The sequence below is a fragment of the Ruegeria sp. BB9 genome, from assembly GCF_056539345.1.
The window spans coordinates 21,805-41,651 of record NZ_JBQFUU010000006.1; the positions used below are offsets into that span (position 1 = coordinate 21,805).

28 protein-coding genes are annotated in these 19,847 nt (G+C 62.6%); 10 read left to right on the plus strand and 18 right to left on the minus strand.

Features of this window, described 5'->3' with window-relative positions; genetic code table 11:
* Positions 1–14: 14 nt before the first annotated feature.
* Positions 15–407 (plus strand): META domain-containing protein, encoded by a 393-nt coding sequence (locus tag ACR0FC_RS17785; RefSeq protein WP_170342644.1) that lies wholly within the window; start codon positions 15–17, stop codon positions 405–407.
* On the opposite strand, the gene recO is transcribed toward ACR0FC_RS17785, so the two are convergent.
* Entirely contained in the window at positions 391–1,116 is a 726-nt protein-coding gene (gene recO / locus ACR0FC_RS17790; RefSeq protein WP_170342645.1) for a DNA repair protein RecO, read from the minus strand. The genes ACR0FC_RS17785 and recO overlap by 17 nt on opposite strands.
* A 159-nt stretch (positions 1,117–1,275) precedes the next feature.
* Here recO and trhA point away from each other — a divergent pair, with 159 nt between their 5' ends.
* Both trhA and ACR0FC_RS17800 read left to right on the plus strand, forming a co-directional pair.
* Positions 1,276–1,938 carry a PAQR family membrane homeostasis protein TrhA gene (trhA, locus tag ACR0FC_RS17795; protein WP_170342646.1) on the plus strand — a complete coding sequence of 221 codons (663 nt, stop codon included), beginning with the start codon at positions 1,276–1,278 and terminating at the stop codon, positions 1,936–1,938.
* Positions 1,939–2,043: 105 nt separating this feature from the next.
* Positions 2,044–2,817, plus strand: a complete 774-nt coding sequence (locus tag ACR0FC_RS17800) for an FkbM family methyltransferase (RefSeq protein ID WP_170342648.1) — start codon at positions 2,044–2,046, stop codon at positions 2,815–2,817.
* Between the two features lie 12 nt (positions 2,818–2,829).
* On the opposite strand, the gene ACR0FC_RS17805 is transcribed toward ACR0FC_RS17800, so the two are convergent.
* Together ACR0FC_RS17805 and era are read right to left on the minus strand one after the other, a co-directional pair.
* A complete protein-coding gene (locus ACR0FC_RS17805) occupies positions 2,830–3,159 on the minus strand; it encodes a DUF1491 family protein (RefSeq protein ID WP_170342650.1) in 330 nt (109 codons plus the stop codon).
* A complete protein-coding gene (era, locus tag ACR0FC_RS17810) occupies positions 3,156–4,064 on the minus strand; it encodes a GTPase Era (protein ID WP_170342652.1) in 909 nt (302 codons plus the stop codon). Before era ends, ACR0FC_RS17805 begins: the two co-directional genes overlap by 4 nt.
* A 161-nt stretch (positions 4,065–4,225) precedes the next feature.
* On the opposite strand from era, the gene ACR0FC_RS17815 reads away from it, so the two are divergent.
* Positions 4,226–5,608, plus strand: a complete 1,383-nt coding sequence (locus ACR0FC_RS17815; RefSeq protein ID WP_170342654.1) for a multicopper oxidase family protein — start codon at positions 4,226–4,228, stop codon at positions 5,606–5,608.
* A 102-nt stretch (positions 5,609–5,710) separates the two neighbouring features.
* Here the strand turns inward: ACR0FC_RS17815 and rnc are convergent, their stop codons facing one another.
* The 9 genes from rnc to folK all read right to left on the minus strand — a co-directional run bounded on the left by rnc (position 5,711) and on the right by folK (position 12,814).
* A complete protein-coding gene (gene rnc / locus ACR0FC_RS17820) occupies positions 5,711–6,391 on the minus strand; it encodes a ribonuclease III (protein WP_170342656.1) in 681 nt (226 codons plus the stop codon).
* Positions 6,388–7,224, minus strand: a complete 837-nt coding sequence (lepB, locus tag ACR0FC_RS17825) for a signal peptidase I (RefSeq protein WP_170342658.1) — start codon at positions 7,222–7,224, stop codon at positions 6,388–6,390. Before lepB ends, rnc begins: the two co-directional genes overlap by 4 nt.
* Positions 7,225–7,256: 32 nt before the next feature.
* Positions 7,257–7,703, minus strand: coding sequence for a holo-ACP synthase (gene acpS, locus ACR0FC_RS17830; protein WP_093965271.1), 447 nt, complete (start codon positions 7,701–7,703; stop codon positions 7,257–7,259).
* Entirely contained in the window at positions 7,700–8,146 is a 447-nt protein-coding gene (locus ACR0FC_RS17835; protein WP_170342659.1) for an ABZJ_00895 family protein, read from the minus strand. Before ACR0FC_RS17835 ends, acpS begins: the two co-directional genes overlap by 4 nt.
* 37 nt (positions 8,147–8,183) lie before the next feature.
* On the minus strand, positions 8,184–8,930 hold the full coding sequence (locus tag ACR0FC_RS17840) for a pyridoxine 5'-phosphate synthase (RefSeq protein ID WP_170342672.1): 747 nt from the start codon (positions 8,928–8,930) through the stop codon (positions 8,184–8,186).
* On the minus strand, positions 8,923–9,621 hold the full coding sequence (locus ACR0FC_RS17845; RefSeq protein WP_170342673.1) for a DUF2062 domain-containing protein: 699 nt from the start codon (positions 9,619–9,621) through the stop codon (positions 8,923–8,925). Before ACR0FC_RS17845 ends, ACR0FC_RS17840 begins: the two co-directional genes overlap by 8 nt.
* Positions 9,622–9,637: 16 nt before the next feature.
* Entirely contained in the window at positions 9,638–11,770 is a 2,133-nt protein-coding gene (locus ACR0FC_RS17850) for a RelA/SpoT family protein (protein ID WP_170342675.1), read from the minus strand.
* A 26-nt stretch (positions 11,771–11,796) separates the two neighbouring features.
* Positions 11,797–12,150, minus strand: a complete 354-nt coding sequence (gene rpoZ, locus ACR0FC_RS17855) for a DNA-directed RNA polymerase subunit omega (protein ID WP_093965263.1) — start codon at positions 12,148–12,150, stop codon at positions 11,797–11,799.
* Positions 12,151–12,244: 94 nt separating this feature from the next.
* Positions 12,245–12,814 carry a 2-amino-4-hydroxy-6-hydroxymethyldihydropteridine diphosphokinase gene (gene folK / locus ACR0FC_RS17860; protein ID WP_409233607.1) on the minus strand — a complete coding sequence of 190 codons (570 nt, stop codon included), beginning with the start codon at positions 12,812–12,814 and terminating at the stop codon, positions 12,245–12,247.
* A 136-nt stretch (positions 12,815–12,950) separates the two neighbouring features.
* On the opposite strand from folK, the gene ACR0FC_RS17865 reads away from it, so the two are divergent.
* The 6 genes from ACR0FC_RS17865 to ACR0FC_RS17890 all read left to right on the plus strand — a co-directional run bounded on the left by ACR0FC_RS17865 (position 12,951) and on the right by ACR0FC_RS17890 (position 16,784).
* Entirely contained in the window at positions 12,951–13,523 is a 573-nt protein-coding gene (locus ACR0FC_RS17865; RefSeq protein ID WP_093965260.1) for a LabA-like NYN domain-containing protein, read from the plus strand.
* Positions 13,524–13,723: 200 nt separating this feature from the next.
* The gene (gene ispH / locus ACR0FC_RS17870) at positions 13,724–14,674 is read left to right on the plus strand and encodes a 4-hydroxy-3-methylbut-2-enyl diphosphate reductase (protein WP_170342679.1); all 951 of its coding nucleotides are present in this window, start codon (positions 13,724–13,726) and stop codon (positions 14,672–14,674) included.
* Complete coding sequence (locus ACR0FC_RS17875) at positions 14,671–15,123, plus strand: DUF3429 domain-containing protein (protein ID WP_170342680.1); 453 nt, start codon at positions 14,671–14,673, stop codon at positions 15,121–15,123. The genes ispH and ACR0FC_RS17875 overlap by 4 nt, the downstream gene beginning before the upstream one ends.
* Positions 15,120–15,704 (plus strand): class I SAM-dependent methyltransferase, encoded by a 585-nt coding sequence (locus tag ACR0FC_RS17880; RefSeq protein WP_170342682.1) that lies wholly within the window; start codon positions 15,120–15,122, stop codon positions 15,702–15,704. Before ACR0FC_RS17875 ends, ACR0FC_RS17880 begins: the two co-directional genes overlap by 4 nt.
* Entirely contained in the window at positions 15,697–16,164 is a 468-nt protein-coding gene (rnhA, locus tag ACR0FC_RS17885; RefSeq protein WP_170342684.1) for a ribonuclease HI, read from the plus strand. Before ACR0FC_RS17880 ends, rnhA begins: the two co-directional genes overlap by 8 nt.
* Entirely contained in the window at positions 16,161–16,784 is a 624-nt protein-coding gene (locus tag ACR0FC_RS17890) for a trimeric intracellular cation channel family protein (RefSeq protein WP_093965252.1), read from the plus strand. The genes rnhA and ACR0FC_RS17890 overlap by 4 nt, the downstream gene beginning before the upstream one ends.
* On the opposite strand, the gene ACR0FC_RS17895 is transcribed toward ACR0FC_RS17890, so the two are convergent.
* Genes ACR0FC_RS17895 through def (ACR0FC_RS17920) form a run of 6 tightly spaced genes read right to left on the minus strand, consistent with a single transcriptional unit; the run spans position 16,781 to position 19,808 of the window.
* Positions 16,781–17,341, minus strand: a complete 561-nt coding sequence (locus ACR0FC_RS17895; RefSeq protein ID WP_170342685.1) for a DinB family protein — start codon at positions 17,339–17,341, stop codon at positions 16,781–16,783. The genes ACR0FC_RS17890 and ACR0FC_RS17895 overlap by 4 nt on opposite strands.
* 56 nt (positions 17,342–17,397) lie before the next feature.
* Positions 17,398–17,634, minus strand: a complete 237-nt coding sequence (locus ACR0FC_RS17900; protein WP_149776373.1) for a GlsB/YeaQ/YmgE family stress response membrane protein — start codon at positions 17,632–17,634, stop codon at positions 17,398–17,400.
* 1 nt (position 17,635) lies between these two features.
* On the minus strand, positions 17,636–17,872 hold the full coding sequence (locus ACR0FC_RS17905) for a hypothetical protein (RefSeq protein WP_005981317.1): 237 nt from the start codon (positions 17,870–17,872) through the stop codon (positions 17,636–17,638).
* Positions 17,872–18,792 (minus strand): methionyl-tRNA formyltransferase, encoded by a 921-nt coding sequence (gene fmt, locus ACR0FC_RS17910; RefSeq protein ID WP_170342687.1) that lies wholly within the window; start codon positions 18,790–18,792, stop codon positions 17,872–17,874. Before fmt ends, ACR0FC_RS17905 begins: the two co-directional genes overlap by 1 nt.
* A gap of 6 nt (positions 18,793–18,798) precedes the next feature.
* Positions 18,799–19,293, minus strand: coding sequence for a peptide deformylase (gene def, locus ACR0FC_RS17915; RefSeq protein WP_005981313.1), 495 nt, complete (start codon positions 19,291–19,293; stop codon positions 18,799–18,801).
* Positions 19,290–19,808, minus strand: a complete 519-nt coding sequence (gene def / locus ACR0FC_RS17920) for a peptide deformylase (protein ID WP_170342688.1) — start codon at positions 19,806–19,808, stop codon at positions 19,290–19,292. The genes def (ACR0FC_RS17915) and def (ACR0FC_RS17920) overlap by 4 nt, the downstream gene beginning before the upstream one ends.
* Between the last annotated feature and the right edge of the window lie 39 nt (positions 19,809–19,847).

A 19,847-nucleotide genomic window follows, 5' to 3' on the forward strand; every position in this document is an offset into this window, starting at 1 on the left:
GATAGAAAGCCCTCATGCTGCGTCTGAGCCTGATCCTGCCCGCCCTTGCCCTGTTGCAATGTGACCGCGACGAAAGCGTTGCCGCCTATGGCGCGGCCGACCGCACCTGGGTGCTGCAGGAAGTAAACGGCCAGCCCTATGAGGCCAGCGCCCTGCTGCGCTTTCCCGAAGACGGCAAGATTGCAGGCAACGCGCCCTGCAACAGCTACTCGGGCACATTGAACGCGCCCTATCCGTGGTTCGAAATCACCGACCTGACCGCCACCCGCGCCGCCTGCGCCGGGCTTGAGGCCGAAGGATTCTATTTCGCCGCGCTGCTGGCGATGACGCAGTCCGAGGTGTCGGGCGACGTGCTGATCCTGCGCAACGAGGACGGGCACGAGATGGTGTTCAAAGCCGCCGAGTGAACTGATCGACAAAACGGGCACGAGCCTCGGGCAGCGGCGTGTGACCCAGCGATGGCGCCACGCGATACGCCAGGAAATAGCCGGTCGTGCGCAGCCCGGCGGCGATCTCGTCATCCGGGGCGGCCCCCTGCCCGCGCAGCACCGGCGGCAGAGGCAGCAGGCGGTCGGCCCAATCCCCGGCCCCTTCGGCACTGACCGCCCGGCCGGTCTTGGGCGAGACATAGGCCAGCCCCTCGGTCGTGCCGGTCACGGCGCAGCGGGTCAGGTCCAGCCCAAAACCCAGCTCTTCAAGCAGGGCCAGTTCCCAGCGCAGGTAAGCCAGCGGCCAGATCTCGTCCTGGCCCAGCAGATCCATCAGCTGTTCCGTCTGTCGATAGATGCCGGGGTGCGGTTCGCGTTCGGGCAAGCAGAAGGACAGCAGCGCCACGACCGCGTTCAGCCCCGACAGGGCCAGCCGCCCCGAAAACGCCGCCGCCGCGCGCGAGCGCAACGGCTCGACCTGGAAGGTGCCGATATGTTCCTGCAGCCGCGCCCGCCACAGCACGTCCAACTGCGCGCCAGGTTGCAGAATGGGAGCGATCTTGCGGCTGGCACCCCCGCGCACCACGCCCGCATGGCGGCCATGGGTTTCGGTGAACACCTCAATGATGGCCGCGGTTTCGCCGTGGCGGCGGGCGGTCAGAAGAATGCCATGGTCGCGCCAGTCCATGCGGGGCCCTTGGGTTGCCTTGAGGTCGCGTCGGACCGCGACGGTAGAGCGCGGCGCGGAAAGAAGCAAATTCAATCGGAAGACGCCGGCTGACGTGCCGGAATTGTGGACCTGGACCCAGGGCGGCATTACCCAGAACAGGCAGCCACGAGACCAGACATGACCGACGCGACCTTTCCCAGCATTTCTCCCGCCTTCCGCCGCGCGGACATGACGGTGCATGCAGTGGGCCTGGCGTTGATCTTGATTGCGGGCGGCTTGCTGGTAGCTAAGGCGGCAACCCATCTGCAAGCCGCGTTGGTGGCCGCCGTCGTGGTTTACGTCTTGTGTGCGCTAGCGTCGAACCTGGCGTCCTGGGCCTATCACTTTCTGCCGCTGCACGAGCGGCGCACACTGCTGCGGCGCATCGACCACGCGGCGATCTATCCCAGCATTACGGGCACCTTCACGCCATTCTTCGTACTGGCTGGAACGCCTTGGACCCTGGGCCTGCTGGTAGTGTGTTGGGCGCTGACGGCGGTGGCGGTTTGGAACAAGATCACCAACGAGACAGTGAAATCGCGCTGGTCGACGGCATCCTACCTAGGGTTGGGCGCGCTGGGGCTGTTGGCCCTGCCCGATCTGCGGGGCCTACCGGTGGCGACGTTGTGGTGCATTCTGGCCGGGTCGGGTTGCTATGTGATCGGAACCGCGTTCTACGCCCGCAAGACGCTGCCCTACCGCTATGCGATCTGGCACATCTGGGTGAACCTGGGCGGGATCGCCATGTTCGCGGGCGTCTGGCTGGCGCTGTCGCCTTTGTGGGTGCCCGGAGCATCCTGACAGACGCGGAACGGCCCGATCAGGAAATAGGAATAAGTGTTTTTCAATGCAGATCCGACTGATAGAAAGCACTCGGAACGGGGAACAAAAACGGGATCCAATGCCATGGACTGGCCGAATTACCTTCTGCGCGACATCTTCAATGACCCGGACACCCCCAACAAGATCAGGAAACGCATCCGCCGCGAATTGAAACCCACCGAGGTCGATTATCGCGGGTGCCGGATGCGTATTCATCCCGCCGACAACAACACGGAATTTCAGATCTGGCGCATGGGGCGCACCCAAGAAGAACGTGCTTTGCGGCATATTCTGAAAGACCTGCCCAAAGACCGCCCGATCGTTGCCTATGACGTTGGCGCCAATGCCGGGGCTCACACCCTTCGCCTGGCAGCCGTCGCGGCGCCTGGATCGGTGATCCACGCATTCGAACCCAACCCTGTCATGCGGGCGCGGTTGGAAGAAAACATCCGCCTGAACGCATTTGACTGTATCCGGGTCCATGATTGCGCGGTTTCGGACAATAGCGGCGAGATGGAGCTGTTCGTGCCAGCGCAGGGAAACCTGGGGTTGGCCAGACTGGGCGAACCGATGCGCGGCGCCAACGGTATATCGGTTCAGGTGCGGACGCTGACCGAGTTTCTGCCATCCGACCCGGATACGCCGATCGATCTGGTCAAGGTGGATGTCGAGGGCCAGGAAGACCGGGTGCTTGCCCCGCTGATCACCGAAGCCTCGGCCACCCAGAAACCCAAGGCGATTTTTTTCGAACTCCAGCACGAACGGTTCTGGTCGGTCGATATTGCGGGCAAACTGGAGCAAAACGGCTATGAATTGCGCGGAAAATTCGGACGTAATGCGCTGTATCGGCAGACCTGAAAGGTCCAGGTCTCAGTCCAGCCCTTCCTCGTTCAACAGATGCCGGCCTTGCCGGTCTTCGACCTCGATCACCCAGAGATCGGAGTCAAAGCTGCGCTGACGGGCGATGGCCTCGTCCACCTCGGCTTCGGGACCTGTGGCGAGCTCGATCCATTTGCGTGCGCCGCTGAGCAGGTCGAAGCTGCGCTGAAAGGCGGTGGCATTGCCGTCGAGCGTGTTGAGCTTGACCAGAACCGCGCCGGCAGTGTCGTCGCCATGGGATACGACAAAGGCGGGGATCTCGTGCAGGCGCAGCCGGGCTAGGTAGGCGTGGACCCAGAACTCGGCAGTCAGGCGGGTCATGCGTTGCCGTCTTTGAAGTCCAGCCCCATTTCCGAGTAGCGCTCGGCCTCTTCCAGCCAGTTGGGCCGGACCTTCACCTGCAGGAAAAGGTGGACCTTGCGATCAAGGAATTCCTCCAACTCGGCCCGAGCGGCCTGGCTGACGGCCTTGATTGTCTCGCCGCGCTTGCCCAGCACGATGCCCTTGTGGCCGTCGCGCATGACATAGATGACCTGGTCGATCTTGGCCGAACCATCCTTGCGCTCCTCCCAGTTCTCGGTCTCGACCGTCAGCTGATAGGGCAGTTCCTGATGCAGGCGCAGGGTCAGCTTTTCGCGCGTGATCTCGGCCGCGATCATGCGCAGCGGCAGATCGGCGATCTGGTCTTCGGGATAAAGCCAGGGGCCTTCGGGTAGATGCTGTGCCAGCCAGGCACGCAAGTCTTCGACGCCGTGGCCCTTTTCGGCCGAGATCATGAAGGTTTCGGCAAAGGGGAAGCGGTCATTCAGGTCGCGGGTCAGAGACAGCAGCGCGGGGGCCTCGACACGGTCGATCTTGTTGATCGCCAGCGCCACCTTGCGGCCCTGCGCGATCTCGGACAGGCCATCCAGGATGCGCTCGACGCCTTCGGTGATACCGCGATGCGCCTCGACCATCAGTACGATGATGTCGGCATCGGCCGCCCCGCCCCAGGCCGCCGCGACCATCGCGCGGTCAAGCCGGCGGCGGGGTTTGAACAGACCCGGCGTATCGACGAAGACCAGTTGCGCATCACCCTCCATCGCGACGCCGCGGATCCGGGCACGCGTTGTCTGCACCTTGTGCGTCACGATCGAGACCTTGGCCCCGACCATGCGGTTCAGAAGGGTGGATTTGCCTGCGTTGGGCTCTCCGATCAGGGCGATGAATCCGGCGCGTGTCGTCATTGTGTGGTGATCCTGTTTTCAAGTGCGCATCCCTATCGCAGAAAGGCACAGCGGGCCAGAGGCATTTGTCGCATTGCCGGGCCGGTACGGGAATGGCAGGACAGGCGCACAGGCCAAGCCGATCCCAGCCAGGCCGCAGACCCGCATCTTGAGGATCAGGCATGAGACGACGGGAGTTTCTTTTATCGGGCGGCGCCGCAATGGGGGCCGCAGGCTTGGGTGGACTTGCATTCGCGTCCAATAGCTCCGATCAGGAACTGGTGGTTCAAAGCGCCAGCTACATGTTTCGGGACCAGCCTACGCAAGGAATGGTCAGCCTGAGCCCCGACGCTCCTCCGCCCGTCCTTTTTGGACGTCAGGGTGAAGCGATGAGACTGACGGTCAAAAACACTCTGTCCGACTATACCTCGATGCACTGGCACGGGATGCGCATCCGCAATGATATGGATGGTGTGCCTTATCTGACCCAGATGCCCCTGGGACAGAACGAAAGCTTCACCTACGAGTTCACGCCCCCAGACGCCGGAACCTACTGGTATCACCCGCACTGCATGACGATGGAGCAGATGGCGCACGGCCTGACCGGAGTGATGGTTATCGCCGAGCCTGAAGACGTCGGGTTCGACAGCGAGCAAGTGATCAACCTGCGGGACTTTCGCCTGGACGAGACGGGGGCATTTCTGCCAGCCTACACCCAGCGGGGCGCGGCCAGAGCCGGAACTTTCGGCAATGTGCAGACCGCGAACTGGCACCAGCATCCAGTCTATGACCACGCCGCCGGCAGCCTCGTGCGGCTGCGACTGCTCAATTCGGATACGACCCGGATCTACAAGTTGCACCTGACGGACGGAAACGCGCAGGTCATCGCGTGGGACGGTCACCCGGTCACCGCCGAACTACCGATGCCGAGTGCCGACGATCCCCTGCTGTTGGGCCCCGGTCAGCGTGTGGATTTTGCCGTTGCGATGCCAGACGGCGAAGGGGCACAGGTCGATCTTGTGGCCAAACTGCTCGGTCAGCCCTTGAGGACGATGGCCAGCCTGCGATCGGTCGGGCAATCCGCGAGTCGAGACCTGAGAGAACTGAAGCCTTTGCCGAAGAACCCGGTCGCCCTGCCCGATCTCGGCAAAGCTCAGGTGCACGAATTCGTCTTCGGATGGACGCCAGAAGGTGAACTGCCGGACAATGGGTTCTGCGGGTCTCTTGGATACAATTTCTGGTCCATCAACCGGGTTCCCTGGTCCGGAGATGCTTCCTCGGATGTCGCGCCATTGGCGACGCTGGAACTGGGCAAAAGCTATGTCTTGAGGCTGCGCAATGAATCTCCGAACCTGCATCCGATCCATCTGCACGGGCTGGTCTTTGTGCCGTTGCGATCAAACCTGCGAGAGTTGCCGCCGCTGGTGACCGACACCATGCTGTTGTTGAAGGACGAGGTCGTTGAAATCGGGCTGGTCGCAGACAATCCGGGCGACTGGGCCTTTCACTGCCATGTGATCGAACATCAGAAGACCGGGCTGACCGGGTTCCTGCGGGTCGTTTGAGTCGCAAGGTCTAGCGGTTGCTGACGCGGTTCGTGATAGGTGGCCAGCCATTGCGGACATTCCCGGACAGATGAAGAGCAGGCAACGCCGCGATCGAAGAGATCAGCTTGTCAGACGATCCAGCAGAGCTTGCGCGGCCGCCTGTTCCGCCTGACGTTTGGAGCCGGCGGTTGCTTGGGCCTCGGATCCGTCCTGCAGCCGGGCCGCGATAGTGAAAACGGGGGCGTGATCCGGACCGCTTCGTGAAATCTCGACATAGGCGGGCGGTTTCTGCCCGCGCGCCTGCGCCCATTCCTGAAGCGATGTCTTGGCATCGCGCGCATCCGCTTCGACCGTGTGGATCCGGTCACCCCACAGCGACAGGATCACTTTCTGCGCGGCCTCAAAACCGGCATCGCGATAGACCGCGGCGATAACTGCCTCCATCGCGTCGCCCAACAGCGCCTGCTTGCGGCGCCCGCCCGACAGCATCTCTGACCTACCCAGCTTCAGAACCGCGCCGATATCGATCTGGCGGGCAACGTCGGCACAGGTTTCCTTGCGCACCAATGCGTTGAAACGGGGGGCCAGTTGGCCTTCAGTGGCCTTCTGGTCCGCTTCGAGCAATGCGGTGGCCATCACAAGACCCAGCACACGGTCACCCAGAAACTCGAGCCGCTGGTTGTCTGGACGTGTCGAAGACGAGACCGAACCATGGGTCAGTGCCCGAACCAGTAGTTCAGGGTTGGAGAACCTGTGTCCAAGACGTTTTTCGAACGCCTTCATGTCGGCCGAAAGCTTCAATTGACCGCCTTGAAGAACCGGTCACCGCGCCAGGTCCAGAAGAACAGCATCGAACGCCCGGCGGACGAGAACATGATGCGGTCGGCTCGACCGATCAGGTTTTCATAAGGAACGTAGCCGACGCCGCCTGCGACCTGTGGCACGCGGCTGTCACTGGAATTGTCACGGTTGTCGCCCATGAAGAAGTAGTGCCCTTCCGGCACGGTGTAGACACCCGTGTTGTCGGTACTCTGATTGCCGATATTCAGGATTTCATGCGACACGCCGCCCGGCAGCGTTTCGATCATCCGGGTCTTTTCACAGGTACCGCCGACGCCGACCGGGCCATTTTCACAGCGCGGCCGAAGGCGCTGAGGCCCTTGAGGCTCGGCGATTTCGGTAAAAGTGCCATCCGGGGTCTGCTTGGCTTCGGTGCCGTTGATGTAGACCACGCCATCCTTGATCTGAATTTTGTCTCCGGGCAGGCCGATCAGGCGCTTGATGTAGTCGCGCCCCGAAACCGGATGGCGGAACACGATGACGTCGCCACGCTCAGGCTCGCCGCCCAGCAGTCGGGTATTGTCGCCCCCCATCCAGCCGCAGATGTCCTCGGCATCGACATCGAGCCCGACGCTGGGGATGATCAGGCTGGGGCAGGACGCGTAGGAATAGCCGTAGGCCATCTTGTTGACGAACAGGAAATCACCGATCAGCAGCGTGGGTTTCATCGACCCCGACGGAATCCAGAACGGCTGAAAGAACAGAGTGCGGAAAACGCCCGCGATCAGCAGGGCATAGACGATTGTCTTGATCGTCTCCCAGATGGCGTTTCCGGATTTGGCTTGCTCGGCCATACTGCTCTCCAGTCCTTGCTCGGCTCGGGGGGTTACATGCGGCGCGGTCGCGGGGGTGTCAAGGCCGCTGCGTCGGGATCACCAAGCGGGCGCGCTTCGATCACCACGAAGGCCTGCGCCCATGGATGATCGTCGGTCAAGGTGACGTGGATGATCGCCTCGTGTCCTTCGGGCGTCATTTCCTTCAACCGTTCCGCGGCCCAGCCGGTCACATGCATGACGGGCTGACCGGTGCGCAGATTGGTGACAGCCATGTCCTTCCAAGCGATGCCCATGCGCAGCCCCGTGCCCAGCGCCTTGGAGCACGCCTCTTTCGCGGCCCAGCGCTTGGCGTAGGTTCCGGCCGTATCCCGCCGGCGCTCGGCCTTGCGCTGCTCGGTCTCGGTGAAGACACGGTTGCGGAACCGGTCACCGAACCGATCGAGCGTGCCCTGAATGCGCTCGATATTCGCAAGATCCGTACCGATGCCGAGTATCATGAGTTCGACTCTTTCTTTGCCCGTTCAAGAGCCTTGAACGCCGACCGGGCGCCCACCCACAGGAATAGCCGCGAAATGAGAAACGCCACGACAAAGGTGATCGTGAAACCGATCACCAAAAAGTTCACCGGGATACCGGCCAATCCCTCGGACATGCCCGGAACGACAAGAAAGAACAGCCCAGCCATGACAAGGTTGGTCAACATGCCGACGATGCCCATCCATAGTGCGGCGCTCCACATGTCGCCGCTGCCCGGCATGGTCTTGTGCGTCTGAACCTGTCGGTGTCCTTCGAATGTCGCAGCGGCCAAAAAGGGGATGAACGGCAGGAAACTGCTGGACAAGTCGATTCCGAACACCGCCGAAACGCCAAACAAAACAGCCGGGACCGCAATCGATGTGATTACGAAGACGACAAGAAACCTGGGAATGTTCAAGCGCATCGGGAGATCCAGAAGAAGGAGGCTTCAAGGCAGCGGATCATTGGCGCGCCTCATCCATCAGGCGGCGCATTTCCTGAATCGCTGGGGTGAGACCCCGGAAGATGGACTCGCCGATCAGGAAATGACCAATGTTCAACTCGCGCACTTCGGGGAAGGCGGCAACGGGCTGGACCGTGTCATAGGACAGGCCATGGCCGGCATGCACTTCGAGGCCCAGCGAATGGGCAAAGGCCGACATCTTGCGCAGCGCCTCCAGTTCGCGTTGCGCGTCGTCCACCCGACCCTCGGCATGGGCGTCGCAATAGGCACCAGTGTGCAGCTCGATCACTTCGGCGCCGATGCGGTGGGCGGCCTCGATCTGCTTGGGGTCTGCGGCGATGAAGATCGACACCCGGCAACCGACGTCACGAAGGGGCGCGATGAAATGCGCCAGACGGTTTTCCTCGCGCGCGACTTCCAGGCCACCTTCGGTGGTACGTTCCTCGCGCTTTTCGGGGACGATGCAGACCGCGTGCGGCTTGTGGCACAGAGCGATCTTCTGCATCTCATCCGTAGCCGCCATTTCAAAGTTCAGCGGAACCGACAGAACCTCCATCAGCCCGTCGATATCGGCATCCGAGATATGCCGCCTGTCTTCGCGCAGGTGCGCGGTGATGCCGTCGGCCCCGGCCTCTTCGGCAAGCTTTGCGGCGCGAAGCGGGTCGGGATAGGCGCCGCCACGGGCGTTGCGCACGGTGGCGACATGGTCGATATTCACGCCCAGGCGCAGAGGGGTGTCAGACATCCTTCGAATCCTTTTTTCTCGCGTCGCCCGAGCCTATCGGGTTTGGTCGGGGAACGGCAGAGCTTGCTTCGGCCAAGCGTTTGATTTCTTCGAACTTCGCCTTGATCTTTGCGCGGCGCCGCATCTGATAGGTTCGGATCACCGGCAGGCTGATATAGGTGCAGATCACGCCGGCCACGATGCCGGGAATGATGCCGCCAATCATGTAGGGAAAGAACACGTGGTCATAAAATTGGGACAGCCCGTGCCAATCAGCGACCCGATCGGAAAACATCGCCAGGAAGTTATCCTTGAGGTCCCCCATCGCGCTGGCAAATTTGCCCATCAGTCCCTTGGTGTCACCCTCTTCGTATTCGGTGCCCAGCAGGAAATGCCCAGTTTGCAGGCAGACCACGCCGATCGGAACGTAGGTCAGCGGGTTGCCGAAGAACGTGCCGCTCAACGCGGCAAGGATGTTGCCGTTCAGCAGCCGGGCCAAGACCGCGGCAACCAGAAAATGAAGGCCGTAGAAAGGAGTGAAGGACGCGAACACCCCGGCCCCGACCCCACGGGCAATGCGCTCGGGCGAATCCGGGAGACGACGGACACGGTGTTTGACATAGTGGAAGGCGCGGGTCCAACCGCCGCGAGGATACACCAACTCGGACAGGACCTGGAGTACCGAGCGGCGATCACGGCGCTTGAAAACCACTCCTGATCACCCCTTCTCAGCCAGCTGCGACCGCAGCGCTTGTCATGTCCCGGTACCGTTCGACCGCAGCCACGTCACTTTCCGCCTCGAGCATCAGCATCAGCGAATGCAGCTGTTCAAGATCCCGCACCTCGATACTGATCAGCAGACGATAGAAATCGGGCTTCCGGTCCACGAATTCCAGGTTCGAGATATTGGCCTTTTTCTCGCCGATCAATGTGCAAATACGTCCCAGCACGCCGGCGTCATTACCGATGGTCAGTTCCAACGTGGCGCCGTAAGCGGCCGGATGCGTGCCGGTATGCCAGTGAAGATTCACCCACCGTTGCGGCTGATCCTCGAATTCGGCAAGGCGATCGCAATCGATGGAATGCACCACCACGCCCTTGCCCCGAGACGTGATACCCACGATGCGTTCGCCCGGCAAAGGCTGGCAGCACGGCGCGCGTTCAAACCCCTGCCCCGGCTCAAGCCCGATCACGGCGCGACGCAAGGGGATTGCTTCGCCCTCGTCGCGGGTCAGGTCGGGATAGACCGCGGCCACCACATCATGGGCGGTCAGTTCGGCACTGCCGACGCGGGCCAGCAACTCATCGCTGTTCTTGATGCGCAGGTGTTTGGCGGCGGTTTCCAATGCCTTGTCGGTCGCCTTGCGGCCGACATGCTCGAACCCCGCGCGGACCAGTTCGCGCCCCAGTTTGATGAACCGTTCACGGTCAACCTCGCGCAGGGCGCGGCGGATGGCGGTGCGGGCCTTGCCAGTCACCGCAATCTCGAGCCACGTAACCTGCGGTGTCTGGCCGTCGGCGGTGATGATGTCGACCGATTGGCCATTCTTGAGCCGCGTCCACAGCGGCACGCGAATACCGTCCACCTTGGCCCCGACACAGGCATGGCCGATGCGCGTATGGATCGCGTAGGCGAAATCGATCGGGGTCGCACCACGCGGCAGTTTCACCACATCGCCTTTGGGGGTGAAGCAGAAGACCTGGTCCGAATACATCTCGAGCTTGACCGCCTCGAGGAAATCTTCGTGGTCTTCCTCGGTATCGAACTGCTCGGTCAGGTTGGCGATCCACTTCGCCGGATCGACCGCAAAGGGGTTTTCCGTCCGCACACCGTCACGATAGGACCAGTGCGCGGCAACACCGGTCTCGGCGACGTCATGCATCTGACGGGTACGGATCTGCACCTCGACCCGCTTGCCGTCACGGCCCGAGACCGTCGTATGGATCGACCGGTAGCCGTTCGATTTCGGCTGGCTGATATAGTCCTTGAACCGTCCCGGCACCGCGCGCCAGCGCTGGTGGATGGCCCCAAGGGTGCGATAGCAGTCTTCTTCGGTCTGGGTGATGATGCGGAAGCCATAGATGTCGGACAAGCGAGAGAAGCCCTGATCCTTTTCCTGCATCTTGCGCCAGATCGAATAGGGTTTCTTGGCGCGACCAAAGACTTCGGCCTCGATCCCCGCTTTCTCAAGCTCGTGCCGCATGTCGCCGGTGATCCGGTGAATCACGTCACCGGTTTCGCGCTGCAGCGTGATGAAGCGGCGGATGATCGACTGGCGGCCTTCGGGATTGAGGACGCGGAACGCCAGGTCCTCAAGCTCTTCGCGCATCCACTGCATGCCCATCCGGCCGGCCAGCGGCGCGTAGATGTCCATCGTTTCGCGCGCTTTCTGCACCTGCTTTTCGGGGCGCATCGCCTTGATCGTGCGCATGTTGTGCAGCCGGTCGGCCAGCTTGACCAGGATCACCCGCAAGTCCTTGGACATGGCCATGAACAGTTTGCGGAAGTTTTCCGCCTGCTTGGTTTCGCGACTGGAGAGCTGCAGGTTGGTCAGCTTGGTGACGCCGTCCACAAGCATCGCCACCTCGTCGCCGAACAGCTCGGCGATCTTCGAGTAGCTGGCCTTGGTGTCCTCGATCGTGTCGTGCAGCAGTGCGGTGATGATCGTGGCATCGTCCAGACGCTGCTCGGTCAGAATGGCGGCGACTGCGACGGGATGCGAAAAATAGGGCTCGCCCGAATGCCGGAACTGCCCTTCATGCATCTGCAGTCCGAACTCATAGGCCCGGGCGATGCGATCTGCATTTGTCTTGGGGTTGTAGTTGCGGACCAGCGCAATCAGGTCGTCAACAGAAATCATCCGGTCCGCACCTTCGCTTGCAGGGCTTACCCCTGCCCCTGGGCCTCCATCAGGGCACGCAGGAGTTTCTCTTCGGACATGTCGTCATCTGCCGGCTTGTCCGACTCTGCACCCATCAACAGCGCCATCTGATCTTCTTCGGGCTCGTCGACCTCGATCTGGGTCTGGTTGGCCTCGATCAGACGTTCACGCAGCTCGTCCGCCGTCTGGGTTTCTTCTGCAATCTCGCGCAGAGACACGACGGGGTTCTTGTCGTTGTCGCGGTCAACGGTGATCGATCCGCCAGTGGAAATCTCGCGCGCACGATGGGCGGCAAGCATCACCAGTTCGAACCGGTTCGGTACCTTGTCTACGCAGTCTTCGACCGTCACGCGGGCCATGAGGCGCTCTCCACAAATGAATCCGTGTCAGGAAGGGGTTTATCTAAGCGCGATTCTCTGCCTTGACAAGCGGGAAATGCCCAGCATTGGCGGCTCAGAGAGGGGTTACGGCGGCAACCTCGTCCGCAGGCAGCTGTCCGATCATTTCCCGGACGGTCAAATCCAGCACCGGATGGCGCCAATCGGGCGCGACATCAGCCATCGGAACCAGCACGAATGCCCGGTCCTGCAGGCGCGGGTGCGGCACTATCAGTTGTTCGGGCGCGGATCGCACCTGCTGGTCCATCGGCAAATCCAACCAGCGGCGGTATCCGTCCAGGTCCGGCAGAACGCGGTCGTCCCAGCAGACAAGATCAAGATCAAGTGTGCGCATACCCCAACGCTGAACCCTGGCGCGGCCGAACTCGGCCTCGACCTCGTGCAGCAGGTCCAGAACACCGCGCGGATCCAGTTCCGTCTCGATCACAGCGGCTGCGTTCACGTAGTCCGGGCCGGCGCCCGCAGGGAAGCAGGGGGTCGAAAACAGCCGGCTTTTGGCCCGAATCACCAGCCCCTTGGCCTCCATGACCTCGAGAGCCTGCGCGAGTGTCACCTTGGGCCCGTTTCCTCTCAAGGTGAGATTTGCCCCCAACGCCACGACCACTTTTGACATGGATTTGACCACTTTTATCCCCGTATTCCGTTCAGAGAATACTTGCGATACAGGTCAAATAGCCTATTTTAAAGGCATCAATGCGCGAATTTATTTTTTTCACTCACAGACACCTCCGCGCGTTGAGCGATACCGGAAGGACAAATTAATGTTTTACAAGGACGAACGGCTTGCGCTGTTCATCGACGGCTCGAATCTGTACGCCGCCGCAAAAGCACTGGGGTTTGACATCGATTACAAGTTGCTTCGCCAGGAATTCATGCGTCGAGGCAAGCTTCTCAGAGCCTTCTACTACACAGCGCTGCTAGAAAACGACGAATACTCACCGATCCGTCCGCTTGTCGATTGGCTGCACTACAACGGCTTCACCATGGTGACCAAGCCGGCCAAGGAATACACCGACAGCATGGGGCGCCGTAAGGTCAAGGGGAACATGGACATCGAACTGACTGTCGATGCCATGGAGCTTGCGCCGCGCGTGGATCATATCGTGCTGTTTTCGGGTGATGGGGATTTCCGCCCGCTGATTGCCAGCCTGCAACGTCAGGGCGTGCGCGTTTCGGTCGTCTCGACCATCCGCAGCCAGCCGCCGATGATTTCGGACGAGCTGCGTCGTCAGGCCGACAATTTCATCGAGCTTGACGACCTGCGCGACGTGATCGGACGCCCTCCGCGGGACGTGTCCGATGAACCGCGTACGGTAGCCGTCGCAGGAAAATAAGAACTCCGCCATCCACCACTCACACATGTGGAGCAATCGCGCGGTCAGGACTTTTTGTCCTGGCCGCGCTTCTTTAATCAAGAACCCGTGCTCAAACGGGTATTGGCTAACAGGACTTCATGTCAGCATGATGACAAGGCTGTCCTGACTGGACCAACAGGTGGAAAAGCCTTACCTGTCCCTTTCAAGGAGACAGACGCATGACTAAGCCCCCCCTGACCCTGTATCTGGCCGCCCCGCGCGGGTTTTGCGCCGGCGTGGACCGCGCGATCAAGATCGTGGAAATGGCCCTGCAGAAATGGGGCGCCCCGGTCTATGTCCGGCACGAGATCGTGCACAACAAGTTCGTCGTGGACGGGCTGCGCGCCAAGGGTGCCGTCTTTGTCGAAGAGCTGGACGAATGCCCCGATGACCGGCCGGTGATCTTTTCCGCCCACGGCGTGCCCAAATCGGTGCCCGCCGCCGCAGCCGCGCGCGAGATGATCTATGTCGACGCCACCTGCCCGCTGGTGTCCAAGGTCCATATCGAGGCCCAGCGCCACGCCGAGGCCGGGTTGCAGATGATCATGATCGGGCACAAGGGCCACCCTGAAACCGTCGGCACCATGGGCCAGCTGCCCGAGGGCGAAGTTCTGCTGGTGGAGACGGTTGACGATGTGGCCGCGGTGCAGGTCCGCGACCCTGAAAAACTGGCCTTCGTCACCCAGACCACGCTGTCGGTGGACGACACGCGCGACATCGTGGCTGCGCTGCAGGACCGGTTCCCGGCCATCGTCGGCCCGCACAAGGAAGACATCTGCTATGCCACCACCAACCGCCAGGAGGCGGTGAAAACCGTCGCACCCAAGTCAGATGCGCTGCTGGTGGTGGGCGCGCCCAACTCCTCGAATTCGCGCCGCCTGGTCGAGGTGGCGTCCAAGGCGGGCTGCACCTATGCCCAGCTGGTGCAGCGGGCCTCCGACATCGACTGGCGCGCGCTCGACGGGATTTCCAGCATCGCCCTCACCGCCGGGGCTTCGGCGCCCGAGGTCCTGGTGAACGAGGTGATCGACGCCTTCCGCGACCGCTATGACGTGACCGTCGAAACCGTCGAGACCGCCACCGAGAATGTCGAGTTCAAGGTGCCCCGCATTCTGCGCGTGCCCGCATGAGCGGCATCCCCCGCGCACCATTGGTTCTGGGCCTGGCCGGTCTGATCCCCTTTGTCTGGGGCGCGCTGACCTACCTGAGCGGAGACCTGAACGACTGGGGCAGCCGCGCGCTGGGTCCCCGGTTCGTGGGGCCCTATGTGCAGCTGTTCTATGGTGCGGTGATCCTCAGCTTTATGTCCGGCGTTCTATGGGGTTTTGCCACAAAGACATCGGGCAGTCGGGCGGCGCTGTGCTATGGGCTGTCGGTCCTGCCGGCGCTGTGGGCGTTCTTCACCACCGGCGGCGGGCCGGTCGACGCGGGCACCAACCTGATGATCGGCTTCGCCGGGCTGCTGGTGCTGGACGCGCTGTTCTGGTCCTGGGGCCTGACCCCGCGCTGGTGGATGAAACTGCGGCTGCTGCTGAGCGCCGTCGTACTGGCCTGCCTGGCCGTTGGAGTATTCCTGTGAGCGACAAACGAACCATCGACGCCTACACAACCCGTGTGGACGACTATCTGAAAGTGCCGCTGCCGCCCGAACAGATCGAGGCGCGCGCAGCATTCGCGCAGGCGGTCGGCGACGGGCTGGTGCTGGATCTGGGGTCGGGTCCGGGTTCGGACAGCGGTTTCTTTCTGCGCCAGGGGCTGCGGGTTCGGGCGCTGGACGCCACACCGGCCTTTGTCGAACACGCCCGCGCAAATGGCGTGGACGCGCATCTGGGCACGTTCGACGACGTGACCGAAACGGCCGAATACGATGGGGTCTATGCCAGCTTTTCCCTGCTGCACGCCCCGCGCGCCGAATTCCCTCGACACCTGGCCGCCATCCACCAGGCCCTGAAGCCGGGCGGCGTGTTCTTTCTGGGCCTCAAACTGGGCACCGGAGAGCATCGCGACGAACTGGACCGCTATTACACCTATTTCACGCGCCCCGAGATCGAGACCGCGTTGATCGAGGCCGGGTTCGTCATAGACCGTGTCACCACCGGTATGGGAAAGGGGCTGGCCGGTTCTTATGACGGTTTCATTCTGGTGCTGGCCCATGCCTGATCTGTTTGCCTATACCGATGGTGCCTGTTCCGGCAATCCCGGCCCCGGAGGCTGGGGCGTGCTGCTGCGGGCGATGGATGGAGAAACCGTCCTGAAAGAGCGCGAACTGAACGGCGGCGAGGCCGAGACCACCAACAACCGGATGGAGCTGCTGGCCGCGATCAGCGCGCTCGAGACACTGGAGCGGCCCTCGAAAATTACCATTGTGACCGATAGCGCCTACGTGAAAAACGGGGTGACCGGCTGGATTCACGGGTGGAAGCGCAACGGCTGGAAGACCGCAAGCAAGAAGCCCGTCAAGAACGTGGACCTGTGGCAACGGCTGGACGAAGCCCAACAGCGCCATGACGTGACCTGGGAATGGGTCAAGGGCCATGCCGGCCACCCCGAAAACGAACGCGCCGACGAACTGGCACGCGCGGGCATGGCCCCGTTCAAGCCGAAAAAGGCCCGTACATGAGCGGTCTGGCCCTGCTGGACTATGCCTCGGTTCTGGTCTTTGCGCTGACCGGGGCGCTGGTGGCCAGCCGGGCACAGCTGGATCTTGTGGGGTTTGCCTTCATCGCCTGCCTGACGGCGGTGGGCGGTGGCACGGTACGTGATCTGCTGCTGGATCGGCACCCCGTCTTCTGGGTGGGCCAACCTGACTATATCCTGATCGCAGTGGCGGCGGCGGTGGTCGTGTTCTTCACCGCGCATCTAGTCGAAAGCCGCTACAACTGGTTGGTCTGGCTGGACAGTTTCGCGCTGTCGATCGCCGTGGCCGCGGGAACGGGCGCGGCGCTGGCGCTGGGTCAGTCGGGCGTGATCGTGGTGTTGATGGGTGTGACCACCGGCTGCCTTGGCGGGCTGATGCGCGACGTGGTCTGCAACGAGGTGCCGCTGGTGCTCAAACAGGGCGAGCTTTATGTCTCGTGCGCTTTCACCGGTGCGCTGGTGGCCGTGGTGGCCACCCGTCTGGGGCTGGAGACGCTTCTGGCGCTGGGCCTGTGCGCGCTGTCCTGCTGGGCGCTGAGGGCCGGATCGCTGCTGTTCGGCTGGCAGTTGCCGGTCTACAAGGCACGCCCGCCGCGGAGCTAGAGGCCGCGCCAGACCTCTTCCTCGGTCAGGTTCAGAGATGTGAAATCTTCGGCCCGCAGCGATCTGTCAGCCTCCCACTCCATGAAGAATTCATCCAGTTGCGGCGGAGCGATCATCGTGTCCGAAAGCATCGAATGCACTTGTCCCCGATGGTGAATCTGGTGCTGCAGCAAGTGCAGGATCGTGCGGTCGTACCGCTCGACTTGCACTACGTCCCCACGTGGAATCCTGACGCGCGCAGTTTCATCCAAAACCTTCTCATCGCGGCAAACATCCACGAAACGTTGGTCGATGGCGCGTTGGTGCGCCGAAAGCTCGGGCAAGTCGGGATAGGGAGTTTCCGGGTCGAAGGCGTCCAATCCCATTGGCCGGCCTTCCAGAGCGGTGACGTAGAAAAGATCAACCGTATAAATGTGATTGAGAGTCTCGATGATGGACGGGAAGAAACCAGTACGGTGCTTCGCCAGTTCCTCGGGGGGCAATTGCGCGCAAGCCTCCAGAATTCGGTGGTTGGCCCATGCGTTGTTATAAGCTTGTGGCAAGAAATAGTTTTTCATTGCCGATGCCTAGTTGATTGCCAAAGCACTGTCTAGCGCGGCTTCGACCTGCCGCATCAACGCCGGAAATAGGTCTTCCAGATCCAGATCAGCAGCAGCGCGCCCAGCACCGCGCCGACGAATCCGGGCATCCAGCCCATGACCGTCAGCAAGGCGCGCATGATCAGCCCGCCCACGACGGCCCCGGCGATGCCGATCAGCAGGGTGGTGGGGATGTCCGCCTCGATCCGCATCAGGCGGGTGGCCAGAAATCCGGCTGCGGCGCCGATGACGATCAGGGCAAGGACGGGCATCTCATTTCCTCCAGTGCGTGGGCACGATGATCAAGGCCCCCACCGACGAGATCACCGCATCCAGCCCAGGCGGTCCAAAGCTGATGCCGAACATGATGCGGATGAAATAGAACAGGAACGCCCCGCCCACGCAGATGATGATGGATTGCAGATACCCGTTGTGGGTAAATCCCGTCACCTCGGACAGATAGCCGACGATGCCGGCAATCACGACGGTACCCATCATCACCATGAACATCAGGACGTCTCCGAGCCGAGGCGGGTTCCGGCCGGGATCGGCCAGCCCCGCAGGAAGGTTTCCCTATCCTGCGCCGCCTTGCCCGCCCGTTGCAAGCGCAGCAGCTCGACCGCGCCGGTGCCGCAGGCCACGCGCAGCGCGTCGTCCAGCACCTCGCCCGGCACGCCCTGCCCGTCCGACAGGCGCGAGGCGAGCAGCTTGACGCGCTCGCCCTCGATCTGACTCCAGGCGCCGGGAAATGGCGACAGGCCGCGGATCTGGCGATCGACCTCGACGGCGGGGCGCGACCAGTCCACGCGGGCCTCGGCCTTGTCGATCTTGGCGGCATAGGTCACGCCGACCTCGGGCTGCGGTTCGGGGGACAGGTCCGGCAGGCGGTCCAGAGCCTGCACGATCAGATCGGCGCCCATCGCCGACAGGCGGTCATGAAGCTGGGCGGTGGTTTCCTCGGCTCCGATCGGGGTGGCCTGACGCAGCAGGACGGGGCCAGTGTCCAGACCGGCCTCCATCTGCATGATACAGACGCCGGTCTCGGCATCGCCCGCCATGATCGCCCGGTGGATCGGCGCGGCCCCGCGCCAGCGCGGCAGCAGGCTGGCGTGGATGTTCAGGCAGCCATGCCGGGGCGCGTCCAGGATCGGCTGCGGCAGGATCAGCCCATAGGCCACGACCACGGCCACATCGGCCTTCAGCGCAGCAAAGGCGGCCTGTTCCTCGGGCGATTTCAGCGAGGTGGGATGGCGCACCGGCAGGCCCAGCTCCTCGGCGCGGGCTTGCACCGGCGTGGGCCGGTCCTTCTTGCCGCGACCGGCAGGACGCGGCGGCTGGCAATAGACGGCGGCGATCTCATGCCCGGCCTGCACCAGCGCGTCCAGCACCGGCACCGAAAACTCAGGCGTTCCCATGAAGATGACGCGCATGCCGCCCTACCCCGCCTTTTTCGCCTTGCGCAGCAGCATGTCGCGTTTGACCTTGCTGAGACGGTCAAAATACATCCGGCCGTTCAGATGGTCGATCTGGTGCTGTACGCTGGTGGCTTCGATGCCGACGAAATCGCGTCGGTCGATCTCGCCTTTTTCATTGAGGAATCTGACCGTCACCGCACGCGGACGTTTGATCTTGGCCGACACGCCCGGCAGGTTCGGGCTGGCCTCGTCATGCTCGCGCAGCTCGATCGAGCTGTGCAGGATTTCGGGGTTGGCCAGGCGCACCGCGCGGCCGCGCTCAGCCGAGCCGTCCACGACCGCCAGCCGCAGCATCACTCCGATCTGGGGCGCGGCCAGGCCGACGCCGGGCATCGCCTCCATCGTGTCGATCATGTCGTCCCAGATGGCGCGGATCTCATCGGTGATCTCGGTCACCGGCTCGGCCTTGGTGCGCAGGCGCTTGTCGGGCCATGGCAGGCAGGGACGGACGGTCATGCGCGGGCAAGCTCGCGCTTGAGCTTGACCATCTTGCGCGTGATCATCTGGCGTTTCAGCGGCTTGAGATAGTCGATGAACAGCTTGCCGTTCAGGTGGTCGATCTCGTGCTGCACACAAGTGGCCCAGAGCCCGTCGAAGGTTTCGCGCTGCGCCTTGCCGTTCTGGTCCATCCAGACGACCTCGACCTCGGCCGGGCGGGTGACCTCGGCGAACTGATCGGGGATCGACAGGCAGCCTTCCTCGTAGACGCTGGTTTCGTCCGAGGCCGAGATGATCTCGGGGTTGAACATCACCAACGGGCGGGGGGTGGCGCCTTCCTCTTTGACGCAATCCAGCACGATCAGCCGTTCCAGCACGCCGATCTGGGGCGCGGCCAGCCCGATGCCCGGCGCGTCATACATGGTTTCCAGCATGTCGTCGGCCAGCGTGCGCAGCTCGTCTGACAGGTCGTCCACGGGCGCACAGACCTTTTTCAGGCGGGGATCAGGATGGATCAGGATGTTGCGTTTCATGGGGCTGATTTAGGTCATCGCGCGCGTGGCCGCAACGCC

What these genes read in the sequence shown, in the direction of transcription:
- recO (WP_170342645.1), bottom strand. Translation starts at nt 1,116, where the DNA reads ATGGACTGGCGCGACCATGGCATTCTTCTGACCGCCCGCCGCCACGGC.
- def (WP_005981313.1), bottom strand. Translation starts at nt 19,293, where the DNA reads ATGACCGTCCGTCCCTGCCTGCCATGGCCCGACAAGCGCCTGCGCACC.
- ACR0FC_RS17875 (WP_170342680.1), top strand. Translation starts at nt 14,671, where the DNA reads ATGAGCGGCATCCCCCGCGCACCATTGGTTCTGGGCCTGGCCGGTCTG.
- ACR0FC_RS17905 (WP_005981317.1), bottom strand. Translation starts at nt 17,872, where the DNA reads ATGTTCATGGTGATGATGGGTACCGTCGTGATTGCCGGCATCGTCGGC.
- ACR0FC_RS17865 (WP_093965260.1), top strand. Translation starts at nt 12,951, where the DNA reads ATGTTTTACAAGGACGAACGGCTTGCGCTGTTCATCGACGGCTCGAAT.
- ACR0FC_RS17800 (WP_170342648.1), top strand. Translation starts at nt 2,044, where the DNA reads ATGGACTGGCCGAATTACCTTCTGCGCGACATCTTCAATGACCCGGAC.
- ACR0FC_RS17900 (WP_149776373.1), bottom strand. Translation starts at nt 17,634, where the DNA reads ATGCCCGTCCTTGCCCTGATCGTCATCGGCGCCGCAGCCGGATTTCTG.
- ACR0FC_RS17805 (WP_170342650.1), bottom strand. Translation starts at nt 3,159, where the DNA reads ATGACCCGCCTGACTGCCGAGTTCTGGGTCCACGCCTACCTAGCCCGG.
- ACR0FC_RS17850 (WP_170342675.1), bottom strand. Translation starts at nt 11,770, where the DNA reads ATGATTTCTGTTGACGACCTGATTGCGCTGGTCCGCAACTACAACCCC.
- lepB (WP_170342658.1), bottom strand. Translation starts at nt 7,224, where the DNA reads ATGGCCGAGCAAGCCAAATCCGGAAACGCCATCTGGGAGACGATCAAG.
- fmt (WP_170342687.1), bottom strand. Translation starts at nt 18,792, where the DNA reads ATGCGCGTCATCTTCATGGGAACGCCTGAGTTTTCGGTGCCGGTGCTG.
- ACR0FC_RS17815 (WP_170342654.1), top strand. Translation starts at nt 4,226, where the DNA reads ATGAGACGACGGGAGTTTCTTTTATCGGGCGGCGCCGCAATGGGGGCC.
- ispH (WP_170342679.1), top strand. Translation starts at nt 13,724, where the DNA reads ATGACTAAGCCCCCCCTGACCCTGTATCTGGCCGCCCCGCGCGGGTTT.
- rnhA (WP_170342684.1), top strand. Translation starts at nt 15,697, where the DNA reads ATGCCTGATCTGTTTGCCTATACCGATGGTGCCTGTTCCGGCAATCCC.
- rpoZ (WP_093965263.1), bottom strand. Translation starts at nt 12,150, where the DNA reads ATGGCCCGCGTGACGGTCGAAGACTGCGTAGACAAGGTACCGAACCGG.
- ACR0FC_RS17785 (WP_170342644.1), top strand. Translation starts at nt 15, where the DNA reads ATGCTGCGTCTGAGCCTGATCCTGCCCGCCCTTGCCCTGTTGCAATGT.
- ACR0FC_RS17840 (WP_170342672.1), bottom strand. Translation starts at nt 8,930, where the DNA reads ATGTCTGACACCCCTCTGCGCCTGGGCGTGAATATCGACCATGTCGCC.
- ACR0FC_RS17895 (WP_170342685.1), bottom strand. Translation starts at nt 17,341, where the DNA reads ATGAAAAACTATTTCTTGCCACAAGCTTATAACAACGCATGGGCCAAC.
- trhA (WP_170342646.1), top strand. Translation starts at nt 1,276, where the DNA reads ATGACCGACGCGACCTTTCCCAGCATTTCTCCCGCCTTCCGCCGCGCG.
- def (WP_170342688.1), bottom strand. Translation starts at nt 19,808, where the DNA reads ATGAAACGCAACATCCTGATCCATCCTGATCCCCGCCTGAAAAAGGTC.
- ACR0FC_RS17835 (WP_170342659.1), bottom strand. Translation starts at nt 8,146, where the DNA reads ATGCGCTTGAACATTCCCAGGTTTCTTGTCGTCTTCGTAATCACATCG.
- era (WP_170342652.1), bottom strand. Translation starts at nt 4,064, where the DNA reads ATGACGACACGCGCCGGATTCATCGCCCTGATCGGAGAGCCCAACGCA.
- acpS (WP_093965271.1), bottom strand. Translation starts at nt 7,703, where the DNA reads ATGATACTCGGCATCGGTACGGATCTTGCGAATATCGAGCGCATTCAG.
- ACR0FC_RS17890 (WP_093965252.1), top strand. Translation starts at nt 16,161, where the DNA reads ATGAGCGGTCTGGCCCTGCTGGACTATGCCTCGGTTCTGGTCTTTGCG.